The organism is Pseudomonas sp. RIT623 (genome assembly GCF_004519305.1).
Taxonomy (GTDB): Bacteria; Pseudomonadota; Gammaproteobacteria; order Pseudomonadales; family Pseudomonadaceae; genus Aquipseudomonas.
This window is the reverse complement of sequence record NZ_SOZA01000021.1, coordinates 69830-85324: the sequence shown is the minus strand read 5'-3', so window position 1 is coordinate 85324 and position 15495 is coordinate 69830. Positions and strand designations below refer to the sequence as shown.

General features: G+C 66.8%; 15 protein-coding genes. 4 read left to right on the top strand and 11 right to left on the bottom strand.

Going from position 1 to position 15495, the window contains the following annotated elements; genetic code table 11:
* The 8 genes from E3U47_RS15530 to cbiE all read right to left on the bottom strand — a co-directional run.
* Positions 1–238: DUF2946 domain-containing protein (locus E3U47_RS15530; protein WP_134692566.1), on the bottom strand; the 238-nt coding region annotated here is incomplete at its 3' end.
* 20 nt (positions 239–258) lie between these two features.
* Positions 259–744 carry a copper chaperone PCu(A)C gene (locus E3U47_RS15525; RefSeq protein ID WP_134692564.1) on the bottom strand — a complete coding sequence of 162 codons (486 nt, stop codon included), beginning with the start codon at positions 742–744 and terminating at the stop codon, positions 259–261.
* 46 nt (positions 745–790) lie between these two features.
* Positions 791–1180 carry a DUF2946 domain-containing protein gene (locus tag E3U47_RS15520; RefSeq protein ID WP_134692562.1) on the bottom strand — a complete coding sequence of 130 codons (390 nt, stop codon included), beginning with the start codon at positions 1178–1180 and terminating at the stop codon, positions 791–793.
* 161 nt (positions 1181–1341) lie between these two features.
* Positions 1342–2196 (bottom strand): SPFH domain-containing protein, encoded by an 855-nt coding sequence (locus E3U47_RS15515; protein WP_134692560.1) that lies wholly within the window; start codon positions 2194–2196, stop codon positions 1342–1344.
* Positions 2197–2223: 27 nt separating this feature from the next.
* On the bottom strand, positions 2224–2661 hold the full coding sequence (locus tag E3U47_RS15510; protein WP_134692558.1) for an NfeD family protein: 438 nt from the start codon (positions 2659–2661) through the stop codon (positions 2224–2226).
* Between the two features lie 338 nt (positions 2662–2999).
* Positions 3000–3728: a cobalt-precorrin-6A reductase gene (locus E3U47_RS15500; RefSeq protein WP_134692554.1), complete on the bottom strand. Its 729-nt coding sequence runs from the start codon at positions 3726–3728 to the stop codon at positions 3000–3002.
* Positions 3725–4819 (bottom strand): cobalt-precorrin-5B (C(1))-methyltransferase, encoded by a 1095-nt coding sequence (locus tag E3U47_RS15495; protein ID WP_134692546.1) that lies wholly within the window; start codon positions 4817–4819, stop codon positions 3725–3727. The genes E3U47_RS15500 and E3U47_RS15495 overlap by 4 nt, the downstream gene beginning before the upstream one ends.
* Positions 4812–6023, bottom strand: a complete 1212-nt coding sequence (gene cbiE, locus E3U47_RS15490) for a precorrin-6y C5,15-methyltransferase (decarboxylating) subunit CbiE (protein WP_134692544.1) — start codon at positions 6021–6023, stop codon at positions 4812–4814. The genes E3U47_RS15495 and cbiE overlap by 8 nt, the downstream gene beginning before the upstream one ends.
* A gap of 111 nt (positions 6024–6134) precedes the next feature.
* Here cbiE and cobG point away from each other — a divergent pair, with 111 nt between their 5' ends.
* The 4 genes from cobG to cobJ are packed head-to-tail and all read left to right on the top strand — an operon-like array spanning position 6135 to position 10495.
* Positions 6135–7460, top strand: coding sequence for a precorrin-3B synthase (gene cobG, locus E3U47_RS15485; RefSeq protein WP_134692542.1), 1326 nt, complete (start codon positions 6135–6137; stop codon positions 7458–7460).
* Positions 7453–8079 carry a precorrin-8X methylmutase gene (locus E3U47_RS15480; RefSeq protein WP_134692540.1) on the top strand — a complete coding sequence of 209 codons (627 nt, stop codon included), beginning with the start codon at positions 7453–7455 and terminating at the stop codon, positions 8077–8079. The genes cobG and E3U47_RS15480 overlap by 8 nt, the downstream gene beginning before the upstream one ends.
* Positions 8076–8810, top strand: coding sequence for a precorrin-2 C(20)-methyltransferase (locus E3U47_RS15475; protein WP_177414240.1), 735 nt, complete (start codon positions 8076–8078; stop codon positions 8808–8810). The genes E3U47_RS15480 and E3U47_RS15475 overlap by 4 nt, the downstream gene beginning before the upstream one ends.
* On the top strand, positions 8798–10495 hold the full coding sequence (gene cobJ, locus E3U47_RS15470; RefSeq protein WP_134692538.1) for a precorrin-3B C(17)-methyltransferase: 1698 nt from the start codon (positions 8798–8800) through the stop codon (positions 10493–10495). The genes E3U47_RS15475 and cobJ overlap by 13 nt, the downstream gene beginning before the upstream one ends.
* Before the next feature lie 12 nt (positions 10496–10507).
* Here the strand turns inward: cobJ and E3U47_RS15465 are convergent, their stop codons facing one another.
* The 3 genes from E3U47_RS15465 to purD form a co-directional block, all read right to left on the bottom strand.
* Positions 10508–11104 carry a MarC family protein gene (locus tag E3U47_RS15465; protein ID WP_134692536.1) on the bottom strand — a complete coding sequence of 199 codons (597 nt, stop codon included), beginning with the start codon at positions 11102–11104 and terminating at the stop codon, positions 10508–10510.
* A gap of 173 nt (positions 11105–11277) precedes the next feature.
* A complete protein-coding gene (locus tag E3U47_RS15460; RefSeq protein ID WP_134692534.1) occupies positions 11278–14043 on the bottom strand; it encodes a hybrid sensor histidine kinase/response regulator in 2766 nt (921 codons plus the stop codon).
* A gap of 135 nt (positions 14044–14178) precedes the next feature.
* Positions 14179–15474 carry a phosphoribosylamine--glycine ligase gene (gene purD / locus E3U47_RS15455; protein WP_134692532.1) on the bottom strand — a complete coding sequence of 432 codons (1296 nt, stop codon included), beginning with the start codon at positions 15472–15474 and terminating at the stop codon, positions 14179–14181.
* Positions 15475–15495 lie beyond the last annotated feature (21 nt).

The following is a 15495-nucleotide window of genomic DNA, read 5'->3' as shown; positions in this document are numbered from 1 at the left end:
CATGCAGTTGGCCATCGTTGCCGTGGCCGTGGTGCGCGTCGTGCCCCTGGGCCATGGGCATGTTCATCGACATGTCCATGGGCATGGCCATGCCGGCGTGGTGCTCCATCGGCATCGACTGGGAAACCAGCGGGCCGATGAAGATCATCCACATGGCGAACAGGCTCAGCCAGCCGCCACCGACGCGCCTGCGATCAGGGCGGGTGCTGCGGGCGGAGCTGTAGCGCGGCAGGCTCATGGCGAGCGCCTGTCAGTCGGTCAGTGCGCGTGCTCGTGCGCTGCGCCTTGCTCGGCCGGCGGCTGCTTCTGCACGGCGACATCGACGGTGACGTCACCGGCTTTCTCGAAGTGCAGGGTCAGCGGGAAGCGCTTGCCGTCGGTCAGCAGGCTGCGGTCCTTGGGCTGCATGATCATCACGTGGTAGGCGCTGGGGGCGAAGGTCAGGTCCTTGCCGGCGGGTACCACCACGCTCTGCACCTGCTGCATCTTCATGGCACCGGCGGCGCTCATCACGTGCTCGTGCAACTGGGCGTCGTCGGTGAGCGGGCTGTTTACCGAGAGCAGGCGGTCGTCGGCCTTGCCGTTGTTGTGCATCACGAAATAGGCCGCCACGTTAGGCGCGTTCGGCGGCAGTTCCAGCGACCAGGGGTGGGCGATGTGCAGGTCGCCGACGCTGTACTCGTGGGCGTTGGCGTAGGCGCCGGGCAGCAGCAGGGCGGCCAGGACGAGGGCTTGCTTGAGCATGGTGAATCTCCGGTCTGTTCAGGTTCTGAAGGACAGCGTAGTGAACTCAGGCCAGCGGAGAGGCACGGGGATTGAGCGCGGGCCAGAGCTGGCGCGGCGTGGGTTGGTAGTCGGCGAGGTGCCGCAGGTGCCCGGCGATCAGAAGCGGCGGGTTGTGCAACTGTGGCGGGTAGCTGGGCAAGGCTAGCAGTGGCGCTGCACCCAGGCAGCACCAACAGTTCATCATGCTGGCGCTGTCGTCGCTTTGCTGCCCCAGGTCGATCTTGGCCAGGGCCTGGACATCGACCTTGGCCTTGTTGGCCATGCTGGAGCAGAAAGCCCCCCACAGCAGCTGCTCGGCCGGGCCCTTGGGCGCGGCAGAAGACAGCGGCATGGCCAGCAGGTTGAACAGCACTGCAAGGCAGGCTATCCAGGCAATGTGCCGACGTGGGGGCATGGAGAGATCCGGTCAGGAATCGTGATGGCTATTGTACGGCGGAGTATAGGTAAAAACGCCGGGGTGCGGTGAAGTGCCGCACCTGGGGGCGAGTGGTTCGCCGGCAAGCCGGCTCCTACAGAGAACCCCGTAGGAGCCGGCTTGCCGGCGAACCCGCGCTATCAGGCCTTGCTGCGGCCCAGCAGCCCGCGCACGGTCTCTTGCAGGTCGGCCGGCAGCACCACCACCTTGGCGTTGTCGCTACCCGCCAGATTCTCCATCGCGCCAATGTAGCGCTCACCCAGCAGGTACATGGCCGGCACGGTCTCGCTGCCCACCGCCTCCTTGACCAGGGTGATCGCCCGCGCCGAGGCTTCTGCCAGGTTGACCTGGGCCTCGGCATCCAGCTTGGCCGCTTGCAGGCGCGCCTCGGCCTCGAGGATCGCCGCCTGCTTGTTGCCTTCGGCGCGGGTCACGTCGGCTTTACGCTCGCGCTCGGCGGCGGCCTGGCGCTCCATGGCGGTCTGCATGCTCGGCGACGGCTTGATGTCCTGGATCTCCACCGAGCGCACGGTCACGCCCCAGTCTTCGGTCTGCTCGGACATCGCCTCGCGCAGGCGCGCCTTGATCTGCTCGCGGCTGGACAGCGCCTCGTCCAGGTCCATGGCGCCGACGATGGCGCGCAGCGAGGTCATGGTCAGGCTGGTGACGGCGAACGAGAAGTTCTGCACGCCGTAGGAGGCCTTCTGCGGGTCGACCACCTTGGCGAAGCACAGGGCGTTGGCGACGATCACCGCGTTGTCCTTGGTGATGATTTCCTGCTGCTGCACGTCGAGGATGATGTCCTTGGTCGGCAGGCGATAGGCGACCACGTCCATGTACGGAATGACGATGTTCAGGCCCGGTTTGAGGGTGCTGTGGTAACGACCCAGGCGCTCGACGATCCATTCCTCGCCCTGGGGCACGATGCGCACGCCCTTGAACACGGTGATCAGTACGAATGCGGCGAGGGTGCCGACGACGATGAGGCTGGTCATGCTTGCGAACTTCCTTTTAGTGCGGATTCAGGCCCGGGTGACCCGGGCGGTGTTGCCTTCGATGGCGGCCAGGCGCACGCGCTCGCCGGCGGGGATATCGCTGTCCGAGATACAGGTCCATTCCTCGTTGCCGAGGATCGGTTTCTGGAAACGCACGCGGCCTTTCTGGAACTGCGACACGGCGCTGGTCAGCAGGCCGACCTCACCGATCACGCTGTCGGCGGTCCAGCGCACGTCCGCTTTCTTGCGCCGGAACACCTTGAACCAGAGCACGGTGGTGATCGACGAAAACACCACCCACAGCAAACCCTGCATATCGAGTTGCAGGCTGGGGGCGAGCAGCGAGACGAACGACACCAGCACGGCGCCGATGCCGAACCAGAGAATGAAGAAGGTGGGGAGCACCAGTTCCAGCAGGATCAGGGCCACGCCGAAGACGAGCCAGATCCACCATTGCATTTCCATATGGGCGGAGCCTTCCAGAAGGGGGAAGGTGATTGTACGGCAGGATAAAGGCACAGGGCCATTTACCTGTCCTTACAAACTCTGCTGGAGAGTGTGTCGCGACGCTGATCGGCCAGCTGTTCGCGCTGAATGATGAAGTCGCTGGTCACACCGTCATTTGCAAACCAGGTGTCCCAATCGCTTTTGAGGACAGGGGGAGCACTTTCATAAGCTGTGTCTGGGGGGCGTTTGGGCGTATCTGGCATGAGGTGGCTCCATTCGAAGTACCTGGGAAGGGCTACACCTTGCTTAATCTTGTGGAGCGATGACAGCATCAATGTGTTTCGGAAGATGCCGAGTTATTCAGGACGGAAGCTCAGAGCCTCAAATAGCCGTTTCGGATCAGGGAAAGTTCGATCCACCTCCGGCAGCACCGGCCGCTTGAGCACCAGCACTGGAATCCCGCGCTCCCTTGCCACTTCCAGCTTCGGCTCGGTGGCCGTGCTGCCACTGTTCTTGCTCACCAGCACGTCGATCCGTCGACGTTCGAACAGGGCACGCTCATCGTCGATGAGGAATGGTCCGCGAGCACCGATCACCTCGCAGCGTTCATTGCCGGGACACGCTTCGAGGGCGCGCAGGGTCCAGAACTGGTGAGGGGGGATTTCGTCCAGATGTTGCAGGGGTTCCCGGCCAAGGGTGAACAAGGGGCGCTCGAACGGGGTCAGCGCCTCGATCAGCCCGGCCCAATCCTCGACTTCGCGCCAGTCATCGCCAAGCTGCGCCTGCCACGCCGGACGGCGCAGGGCCCAGCAGGGAATGCCAGCGCTGCGTGCGGCGAGGGCGGCGTTGCGGCTGATCTGCGCGGCATAGGGATGGGTGGCGTCGATCAGCAAGTCGATGCCTTCGACACGCAGGTACTCGGCCAGTCCTGCGGCGCCGCCATAACCGCCAACCCGCACCTGGCAAGCCAGGTCCTGGGGAACGCGGCCGATGCCGGCGAGGCTGTAGACATGCTGCGGACCCAGCTGGCGGGCGATGGCCAGGGCTTCGGTAACGCCGCCGAGTAGCAGGATGCGCCCTTTCATGCCACGCCTGCCTTGCCGACGATACCGCCCTGGCGGTCGATGGCGAACACTTCGACTTGCACTTGGGCCGGCACCACGCTGCGGGCGAAGAGCAGGGCGTGACGGCAGACCTCGTCGCCCAGCGCGATACCGGCGGCGTGGGCCATAGCCAGCGCCTGCTGGCTGGTGTTGGCGCCGACGATGGCTTGTTGCAGCGTGGTATCGGCGCCGATGGCCGCTGCCCAGCCCGCCAGCTGCGGCAGGTCGATGCTCGAATGGCGGCTGTGCAGGTCCATGTGCCCGGCGGCCAGCTTGCTGATCTTGCCGAAGCCACCGCATAGCGTAAGGCGCGGCACCGGCACTTTACGCAGGTGTTTGAGCACCGCGCCGACGAAGTCGCCCATCTCGATCAGGGCGATCTCCGGCAGGTCGTAGACCCGGCGCATGGTGTCTTCGCTGGCGTTGCCGGTGCAGGCGGCGATATGCATGTAGCCGTTGGTGTGGGCGACGTCGATGCCCTGGTGGATCGAGGCGATGTAGGCCGAGCAGGAAAACGGCCGGACGATGCCGCTGGTGCCGAGGATCGACAGTCCGCCGAGGATGCCCAGGCGTGGATTCATGGTCTTCAGGGCCAGCGACTCACCGCCCTGGACATTGACCGTCACTTCGAAGCCGCCGCCATAGCCGCACTCGACCGCCAGCTGTTGCAGGTGATCGCTGATCATCCTGCGCGGCACCGGGTTGATCGCCGGCTCGCCGACGCCCAGCACCAGCCCCGGACGGGTCACGGTCCCCACGCCTTGCCCGGCGACAAAGCGAATGCCAGGCTCGGCCAGCAGGCGTACCTGGCTGTAGAGCAGGGCGCCATGGGTGACATCGGGGTCGTCGCCGGCATCTTTCAGGGTGCCGGCTTCGGCGGCTTCGCCTTTGAGATGGCAGAACTCCAGGCGCATCTCTACCACCTTGCCCTTGGGCAGGGTGATGCGCACCGCGTCATTGTGCTGGCCGGTCAGCAGCAGGCGCGCCGCCGCCAGGCTGGTGGCGGTGGCGCAGCTGCCGGTGGTCAGGCCGCTGCGCAGGGGCGCGGGCTGTTCGCGGGTTTCTTCACGCATCGACGGGCTTCACCACGTCGAGCAAAGTGATCGGCAGGGCCTGGCGCCAGGTGTCGAAGCTGCCCAGTGGCTGGGTGTGGGCGATATGGATACGGGTCAGCTCGCCGCCGTGTTGGTCGCGGAACTGCGCCAGGGTGACTTCGCTTTGCAGCGTGACGGCGTTGGCAACCAGGCGTCCGCCTGGCAGCAGGCGCTCCCAGCACAGGTCGAGCATGCCTTCGCGGGTGACGCCGCCGCCGATGAAGATCGCGTCCGGACGTTCCAGGCCGGCCAACGCTTCGGGTGCCTTGCCGCGGATCAGTTGCAGGCCGGGCACGCCGAGGGTGTCGCGGTTGCATTCGATGTAGCCCTGGCGGCCCTCGTCAGCCTCGATCGCAAGGGTGCGGCAGCTGGGGTGGGCGCGCATCCATTCGATGCCGATGGAGCCGCAACCGGCGCCTACGTCCCACAGCAGCTCACCCGGTTGCGGTGCCAGGCGGGCCAAGGTGATTGCTCGCACGTCGCGCTTGGTCAGCTGGCCGTCGTGACGGAAAGCGCTGTCAGGCAGGCCGGCCACGCGCGGCAGGCGCGGGGCGTCAAGCGAGGCCTGGCATTCGATGGCGACCAGGTTGAGTAGAGCGATGTCGGTATGTGGCCAGTCGTCGGCGGTACCGCTCAGCGTTCGTTCCTGTGGGCCGCCGAGGTGTTCGAGCACCTGCAGACGGCTGGGGCCGAAGCCACGTTCGCGCAGCTGCGCGGCAATGGCCGCCGGGCTGCTTTCGTCGTTGCTCAGCACCAGCAGGCGCATGCCGCTGTACAGGTGGGCATTGAGCGCCGCCAGTGGGCGGGCGACCACCGAGACCACCTGCACGTCCTGCAGCGGCCAGCCCAGGCGGGCGGCGGCGAGGGCGCAGGAGGAGGGCATCGGCAGCACTTGCAGTTCGTCGGCGGGCAGCTGGCGCGCCAGGCTGGCGCCGACGCCGTAGAACATCGGGTCGCCGCTGGCCAATACGCATACCGGCGCGCCGCGCAGGGCCAGGACCGGGGCCAGGGAGAAGGGGCTGGGCCAGTGCAGTTGCTCGGCGGTGACGCAGCGGGGCAGCAGGGCCAGCTGGCGCGGGGCACCGATGATGCGCGTGGCCGACAGCAGGGCGCGCCGGGCCTGTTTGCCCAGGCCGCTGAAGCCGTCTTCGCCGATGCCTATTACTGTCAGCCAGGGGGCCATCTGTTCCTCGTACCGTTCATTGATCGCGGGGCGTTCGACCACCGGTTTTTCATGCCGCCGGACAAAGCAGGCATAATACCGCGCCTTCTACACTGAAGCGCACTTTCACGATTGCCGGATGCCCCTTTGACGCCGCCCCTACCTTCCGAAGTTTCGCCCCGCCCCTCGGCCTGCCCGGGGTTGTGGCGCATCGTCGCCGCGCGCGATGGCGGCATTTGCCGGATCAAGCTGCCCGGTGGCCTGCTGCTGGCCGACCAGGCCGACGCCGTTGCCGACGCCTCCGAGCGTTTTGCCGCAGGCGTGATCGAGGCGACCAACCGCGCCAATCTGCAGATTCGTGGCGTAGGCCAGGATCACAGCGGGCTGGTCGAGCATCTGCTGGCTGCCGGGCTCGGCCCACGTGACGCGGCCGGTGATGATGTGCGCAACCTCATGCTCAGCCCACTGGCCGGGCTTGATCCGGCCATGTTGTGCGACACCCGGCCATTGGCCGGGCAAATCCTCGACCTGCTGGAAAGCACCCCCAGGTTCCACAAGCTGTCGGCCAAGTTCGCCGTGCAACTCGATGGCGGCGAAGCGTTGGCGATGCTCGAGCACGCCCATGATTTGTGGCTGTCCGCGATGCCACGCGCAGGCCGTGTCTGGCTGCGCTTCGGACTCGCGAGCAGCCTGTCGAGCGGCCAGGTGCTGGGGGCTGTGCCGGTGGAGCAAGGGCTGGCGCTGGTGCGCGCGGTACTGGAGCGCTTCCTCGACCTGGCGACGCCCGAGCAGTCGCGCATGCGTCAATTGCTGCAGACGTGCCCGGTGGAGCATTTTCTGGAAGGGCTGGCGATCCAGGTCGAGACCACCGCGGTGGCCTGGCAGCGCCCGACGACGACAAGCCCATGGTTGGGCGTGCTGCCCCAGCGCCAGGGCATGGCGCTGGGCGTCGCGCCACCCCTGGGGCGCCTGACGCCGGCAATGCTGCGCGGTGCCGCGCGTATCGCCCGGCAATGGGGCGATGGCAGCTTGCGGCTGAGCCCTTGGCAGAGCCTGGTGCTGACCTCCCTCGAGCCGGCGGAGCTGGAAAACGCACGCGCGCAACTGATGGCCTGCGGCATGCTGTGCCACAGCGAGCACCCGCTGGCGCGGGTCGTCGCCTGCACCGGCTCCAGCGGGTGCGCCAAGGCCCAGGCCGACACCAAGGCCGATGCCGTGACCCTGGCCGGCCTGTTGCCGCAAGGCGCCCCGGGCAGCGTGCACCTGTCCGCCTGCCCACGTTCCTGTGCCATGGCCCACCCAGCTGCGGCCACCCTGCTGGCCCGTGCCCCGGGTCGTTATGATCTTTACTTGCGCGATGCGCGCCAGCCGGGTTTCGGCAGGCTGCGCGCAGCCAACCTCACCGCAGAAGAAGCAGGCGTCATGCTCGACCTGCCGACGGAGCACCTTGATGATTGACTACATCCGCGATGGTCAGGAGATCTATCGCAATTCCTTCCGGATTATCCGCGAGGAAGCCCGCCTTGAACGTATTCCCGCCGATCTGGAAAAGCTCGCCGTGCGGGTGATCCATGCCTGCGGCATGGTCGAGGCCATCGATGGCCTGCAGTTCTCCGAAGGCGCGGGCAGCGCTGGTCGTGTGGCCCTGGCCAAGGGCGCGCCGATACTCTGCGACGCGCATATGGTCGCCGAGGGCATCACCCGTGCACGCCTGCCGGCCAATAACCCGGTGATCTGCACCCTGCGCGACCCGAGCGTGCCGGACTTGGCCAAGGCCGAAGGCAACACCCGCTCCGCCGTGGCCCTGGAACTGTGGCGCCCGCACCTGGAAGGCAGTGTGGTGGTGATTGGCAACGCGCCGACCGCGCTGTTCTACCTGCTGGAAATGCTCGATGCCGGTGCGCCGAAGCCGGCGTTGATCCTCGGCTTTCCGGTCGGTTTTGTCGGCGCCGCCGAATCCAAGGCCATGCTTGCCGCCGACAGCCGTGGCGTGCCGTTCGTGATCATGCAGGGCCGCCTGGGCGGCAGCGCGATGGCTGCCGCCGCGGTCAACGCCCTGGCCACGGAGGTGGAATGATGCACGCACGCGGACGACTGCTGGGCCTGGGCGTAGGCCCGGGCGACCCTGAGCTGATCACGGTCAAGGCCCTGCGCCTGCTGCGCGAGGCACCCGTGGTGGCGTATTTCGTGGCCAAGGGCAAGCGCGGCAATGCCTTCGGTATCATCGAGACGCACCTGCAAGCCGAGCAGACCCTGCTGCCGCTGGTCTACCCGGTGACCACCGAGGTACTGCCGGCGCCGCTGTCCTACGAGCAGGTGATCAGCGACTTCTACGACGAAGCCAGCGTGCAGGTGGCCGAACACTTGGACGCCGGCCGCGACGTGGCGGTGATCTGCGAAGGGGACCCATTCTTCTACGGCTCCTACATGTACCTGCACGATCGCCTGGCGCCACGCTACGAGGCACAGGTGATTCCGGGCGTCTGCTCGATGCTTGGAGGCGCCTCGGTGCTCGGCGCGCCGCTGGTGTATCGCAACCAGACCCTCACCGTGCTCTCCGGTGTATTGCCCCATGAAGAGCTCAAGCAGCGCCTGGCTGCTGCCGACGCGGCTGTGATCATGAAGCTGGGACGCAACTTCCCCAAGGTACGCCAGGTGCTCGGCGAGCTGGGCCTGGATGGCCGTGCGCTGTACGTGGAGCGGGCGACCATGGCCAACCAGAAGATCGTCGCGCTGGACGCGGTCGACCCACAGTCCTCGCCATACTTCTCGCTGATCATCGTGCCGGGTGAGAAATGGCAGGGATGAGAGCACCGGCAATCGTCATTCTCGGCCCAGGCAGCCTGGCCACCGCGCAGCGTATCCAGCAACGCTATCCGCAGGCCAAGATCCATGGCCTGCAAGGGCGCGTGGAGGGGGCCGACCATTACTACGCAGTCTTCGGCGACACCCTGCGCGAGCTGTATCGGCAAGACACGCCGATCATCGCCCTGTGCGCGGCGGGTATTGTCATTCGCACCCTGGCGCCGCTGTTGAGCGAAAAAGGTGTCGAGCCACCGGTACTGGCCGTGGCCGAGGACGGCAGCGCCGTGGTGCCACTGCTCGGGGGCCTGGGTGGGGTCAACGTCATGGCCCGAGAGATCGGTGAGGCGCTGGGCGTGGGTGCGGCGATCACCACCAGTGGCGAGCTGCGCTTTGGCACCTGCCTGCTCAACCCGCCCGAGGGTTACGCGCTGACGGACCTGGAGCAGGGCAAGCGGTTCGTCTCCGACCTGCTGGCGGGCGAGGCGGTGCGTGTCGAAGGCGACGCGCCGTGGCTCGAACAGGCGCAGCTGCCCGCCAGTGACGATGCGCAACGCACTATCCACGTGGGCAGCGCACTGCGCCCGGCCAGCCGGGACGAACTGCTGATCCATGCGCGTTGCGTGGTGGTGGCGGTCACGGCCGGTAGCGCCGACCTGGTGCACCAGGTACGCGAGGAACTGCTGCGGGCGAACATCGCCGAGCCCGCGCTGGCCTGCCTGATGGCGAGCGAAACCGAGATGGCGGAGCCGGCCCTGCACGAAGCTGCACAGGCACTGAATGTCGCCCTGCGCTTCGCTCCGGCCGCCGAGAGCCTGGAGCGGATGCTGGCTGATGCAGTGCCGCAAGCGCGGGTAGGTTCGTCCGTGGGGCTCGCCCATGCCGTTTGCCCGGCACCTGTCGACATCGACCGCATTGGCCGGCGCCGTGGTCGCCTGGCCGTGATCGGCCTGGGCCCTGGTGCCGCCGAGCTGATGGTGCCGGCGGTCAAGGCGGAACTGGCGCGTGCGCAGGATGTGCTGGGTTACGAAACCTACGTGCGCATGGCCGGCCCTTTGCGCGACGATCAGGTGCTGCATTGCACCGACAACCGCGAAGAAATGCAGCGCGCTCGCCATGCCTTCGAGCTGGCGGCACAAGGGCGTTCGGTGGTGGTGGTATCGTCGGGCGATCCGGGCGTGTTCGCCATGGCCGCCGCAGTGCTCGAAGCGCTCCACGAATCCAGTGACCCGGCCTGGCAGCGGGTCGATCTGGAGATCCTGCCCGGCGTTTCGGCCTCGCTGGCTACCGCCGCCCAGGCGGGGGCGCCACTGGGCCACGACTTCTGCGTGATGTCGCTGTCGGACAACCTCAAGCCCTGGTCGATCATCGAGAAACGCCTCGACCTGGCGGCCCAGGCGGATCTGGTGCTGGCGTTCTACAACCCGATCTCCAAGGCCCGGCCGCATCAGCTGGGTGTGGCACTGGAGGTGGTACGCCGCCATCGCGACGCAGGCACTCCCGTGGTGCTGGGCCGTGATATCGGCCGGCCGGGGCAGACCCTGCGGGTGGTGACCTTGGGCGAGCTGGCGCCCGAGATGGTCGACATGCGCACCATGGTGCTGGTCGGCTCCTCGACCACCTGTACCTTTCCCCGCGCCGACGGTGGCGAGTGGGTTTACACCCCGCGCTGGTACCCGGCCAAGCCCTGAAGCGATCCGGGATCAGGGCACCAGGTAGCCCTTGATCCCGGTGAAGATGATCTGCGCCGCCAGGGCGCAGACAAACAGCCCCATCAAGCGGCTGACGATCTGCAAGCCCTGGTCGCCGAGCAACCGCTCGATGCGGTGCGAGAGGTACAGCACCAGACCCACGGTGAAGCTGGCCAGGGCGATGCTGACGATGGCCAGCAGCTTGTCGTCCCAGTGCGGCTGGCCAACGCCCATCACCAGCAGCGCGCCGATGGTGCCGGGGCCCACGGTCAGCGGGATGGTCAGCGGCACGATGGTCACATCCTGCTGCACGTTGTCGGTCTGTACCGCCGACTTGCCCTGGGCCATGCCCAGTGCCGAGATGAACAGCACCGAACCTGCGCCGATGCGAAAGGCGTCGGCAGTGATGCCGAACACACCAAAAATCACCCGCCCGAACAGGTACAGCAGCACGCTGGCGATCAGCGTGGCGATGGCCACGCGCCAGGCCAGTTGCTTGCGTTCCTTGCTGGAGTGGCCGCGGGTCAGGCCGATGAAGCACGACAGCACGAAGAACGGGCTGTAGAGCACGAGCATTTTCAGATAGACGCTGAACAACTCATGGAGCATGGCGGTAGGTCCGCGGCCGGAAGATGCCACTGTATAGCACGGATCCTGTAGGAGCGGCCTTGTGCCGCGAAAGGGCTGCGCAGCGGCCCCAGGATCCGAGTCATCGCGAAAATGGCCGCAGGCCGCTGCGTGCTCCATTCGGGACGCAAGGCCGCTCCTGCACCTGCGGCTTTTCAGTCGAGGGGATCGGTAACCACCTGCCGCTGCCCCGCCCAGAACTGCACCAGCTCGCGCAACTGCGACAGCTCCACCGGCTTGGCCATGTGCCCGTCCATGCCGGCCAGGCGCGCACGCTCCTTGTGCTCGGTGAGGATGTGCGCGGTCAACGCCACCACCGGTGTGCGCGGACGCTGGTTGGCGGTTTCCCAGGCGCGGATCTGCTGGGTGGCGGAGAAGCCATCGAGGATCGGCATCTCGCAGTCCATCAGCACCAGGTCGTAGCGCCGCGCCTTCATCGCCTGCAAGGCTTCCTCGCCGTTGGCGGCGGTGTCTGGTTCGAGGTTGAGCTTGCCGAGCATGCCACGGATGACCTTGGTCGAGATGCTGTTGTCCTCGGCCACCAGGATACGGAAGTCGCGGGGCAGGTCCAGCGCAGGCGCAGTGCCCATTGGCACGCTCGGCATGGCCAGCTCGCGGCCGCGCAGCGCCAGTTCCTCGGCCAATGTGGTCTTGAGCGTGTAGCCGGCTACCGGCTTGGCGAGGATGCGCTTGACCCCGGCATTGCGCGCGATGATCTTGCTCGGCGCATTGCTGATGCCGGTGAGCATCACCACCAGTATGTCGTGGTTCAGGCTCGGGTCTTCCTTGATCTTCGCCGCCAGCTGCATGCCGGTCATGCCGGGCATGTTCTGGTCCAGCAGCACGGCGTCGAAGTAGTCGCGCAGGTGCGCCTTGGTGCGCAGCAGGGCCAGGGCTTCCTTGCCGGAAGGCACCGCGCTGACGTTCATGCCCCAGGCGCTGCATTGCTGCACCAGGACCTTGCGGCAGGTATCGTTGTCGTCGACCACCAGCACCCGGGCATCGCGCAGCGGGCCGTCGAGGTCGGTGGGTGGCTGCTCCAGGCGTTGCGGATCCAGCGGCAGGGTCAGCCACAGGGTGTTGCCCATGTTGGCGCTGGTCTTGATGCCGAATTCGCCTTGCATCAGGCCGATCAGTTGCTTGGCGATCACCAGGCCGAGGTGGCCGCCCAGCTTGTTGCTGGACAGGAAGTGGCGGCTGTGCAGTTCGGCTTGCAGCAGGGCATCGCGCTCGGCCGGTGGCATTGGCTCGCCGCTGTCCTGCACGGCGATCCGCAGGCGTGGGGTGTCACCGCGCTGGTCGAGGGCCACCACCAGCAGGATTTCGCCCTGCTCGGTGTTCTTCAGCGCGTTGTCGAGCAAGCTCGACAAGGCCTGGCGCAGGCGCGTCGGATCGCCGCTGACCACCCGTGGCACCTGGGGTTGGGTGAAGCTGATCAGCTCGATGTTCTGCTGCTCGGCCTTGGCCCGGAAAATGTTCAGGCAGTCCTCGATCAGCGCGTTGAGGTCGAACTGCACGTCGTCCAGCTCGATCTGCCGCGACTCGAGCTTGGAGATGTCGAGGATCTCGTTGATCAGCGTCAGCAGTTCGTTGCCGGCGCTGTGGATGGTCTGCACGTAGTCGCGTTGCTTGACCGACAGCGGCGTGCCCAGCAGCAGCTCGGTCATGCCCAGCACGCCGTTCATGGGGGTGCGGATCTCGTGGCTGATCTTGGCCAGGAACTCGGCCTTGGCGTTGATCTCGGCGTCGCTGGCGGCTAGGGCGCGGCTGGCGCTGAAGCGCTCCTCGCTGATCCGTCGCAGGCGTTCGCTGACAGCCAGGTTGAGCAACAGGCCGCTGACCACGGTGAGCGCCAGCAGCACGCACAGCAGCCAGGGCGTGGAGGTGCGGGTGAGGCCGAGCAGGGCCGGCAGCAACACCAGGCCGCCAAGGTTGAACACCAGCATGGCCAGGGTGAACAGCCGCGCCGGGGTGTAGCCCTGGTACCAGTGGTAGCTGCTGATCAGCAGCATGCTCAGGCTGCCCAGGGCGAGCAGGGCATAGGTCATCAGGTTCAGCGGCAAGGTGTCGACGAACAGCAGCACCAGGCCGCTGACCCCGGCCACCAGCATCTCCATGTGCAGCAGGCGGTTCAACCTGGCCGAGCTGCGTGGGGTGAAGAAGTGCAGGGTGAAGAACAGCCCAGCCAGCCCGGCCAGCACCAGGGTCAGGTAGGCTGCTGGGGTCTGGGCGCTGTACCACAGGTGCCACCAGGGGCCGCTTAGGTTCAGCAGGATCAGCGCGCTGAGCAGCATCAGGGCGTGGTACAGCGCCAGGGTCAGGGTGGTGCTGGAGCGGGTGTAGGCGAAGCGGATCAGGTTGTGCAGGATCAGCATCACCAGGCCGCCGAACAACAGGCCGAACAGCAGCGGCTGGCGCTGGTCGGCGGCAGCCTTGGCCGCCGGCTCCAGGCTGATCGCCGGGCGTAGCTGGTGTTCCGACACCAGGCGCAGGTAGACATCCACTGCCTGGCTGCTGCGCGGCAGCGGCAGCACATGGTCGCTGCCATGTAGGGTAGGGCTGGCATTATCGCCCTGTCGGCCGTGGTGCAGCTGGCGTAGCAGCTTGTCGCCCTCGAGGGCGTAGAGGTCCAGGCGGGACAGGTCGGGGGCGAATATACGGACCAGTTGCTCCTGCTCGCCGGGTTCGAGGCGATAGTGCAGCCACAAGGCCTGGTCGGGGAGGGCGGCATCCAGCTCGTTCAGCGCCAGGGGGCTGAACTGGTTGCGGTAGCGCTCGGAGCGCACGTCGGAGAGCTGCAGGCTGGCCTGCTCGTCGAGCAGCGCCGACCAACCAGTGCCCGGTTCGGCTTGCGCCGGAAGCAGGCAGAGCAGGGTCAGCAGGCTGACGATGAGGGCAGTGGCAATCCGAAGCCGACGCACGACGAAATCCTTTCTTAGCTGATGTGCCGGAGCACAACTATGCGCGGCGCGCCGACGCGAAGGCAAGGCCCCAAGGGAGCCTTGGCGACGAGCCGAAGGCCGGGCGCGCGGGCGCCACGGCCATTGGCGGCAAGGTTACTGCTGGTGTTCACCGCGCTCGCGGGCGATGGCCCGATAGCCGATGTCGCTGCGGTAGAAGCTGCCTTCCCACTTGACCTGCTCGGCCAGGCGGTAGGCTTGCTGCTGGGCGGCCTCGACGGTGACGCCCATGGCGGTGGCGCAAAGCACGCGGCCGCCGGCGGTTACCACCTGGCCATCCTTGAGTGCGGTGCCAGCATGGAACACCTTGCCTTCGAGCTTGGCCGCGGCGTCCAGGCCACTGATCGCGGCACCCTTGGCGTAGTCGCCCGGGTAGCCACCGGCAGCCAGGACCACGCCCAGGCTCGGGCACGGGTCCCACTGTGCTTCGACCTTGTCCAGGGCCTTGGCGAAGGCTGCTTCGATCAGCAGCACCAGGCTCGACTCCAGGCGCAGCATGACCGGCTGGGTTTCCGGGTCGCCGAAGCGGCAGTTGAACTCGATGACCTTGGGGTTGCCCGCCTTGTCGATCATCAGGCCGGCATACAGGAAGCCGGTGTAGACATTGCCTTCCTCGGCCATGCCACGCACGGTCGGCCAGATCACCTGGTCCATCACCCGCTGGTGCACGTCGGCGGTGACCACCGGGGCTGGCGAATAGGCGCCCATGCCGCCGGTGTTCGGGCCGGTGTCCTGGTCGCCGACGCGCTTGTGGTCCTGGCTGGTGGCCATCGGCAGCACGTTGTGGCCGTCGACCATGACGATGAAGCTGGCTTCCTCGCCGTCGAGGAATTCTTCGATCACCACGCGCGAGCCGGCATCGCCGAAGGCGTTGCCGGCGAGCATGTCGCGCACGGCGTCTTCGGCTTCCTGCAGGCTCATGGCGACGATCACGCCCTTGCCGGCGGCCAGGCCATCGGCCTTGATCACGATCGGCGCGCCTTTTTCACGCAGGTAGGCCAGGGCCGGCTCGATCTCGGTGAAGTTCTGGTAGTCGGCGGTGGGGATCTTGTGGCGCGCCAGGAAGTCCTTGGTGAATGCCTTGGAGCCTTCCAGCTGGGCCGCGCCCTTGGTTGGGCCGAAGCAGTCCAGGCCGCGGCTGCGGAACAGGTCGACGACGCCGATGACCAGTGGCGCTTCCGGGCCGACGATGGTCAGGTCGACGTTCTGCTCGGCGAAGTCGGCCAGTTGCTCCAGGGCGGTGACGTCGATGGCGACGTTTTCGCACTTGGCTTCGCTGGCGGTGCCGGCGTTACCGGGGGCCACGAAGATTTTCTCGACCCGTGGGTCCTGGGCGACTTTCCAGGCCAGGGCGTGTTCGCGACCGCCGCTGCCGATGATCAAAACTTTCATGTCAAAACCTCGAAATCTGTC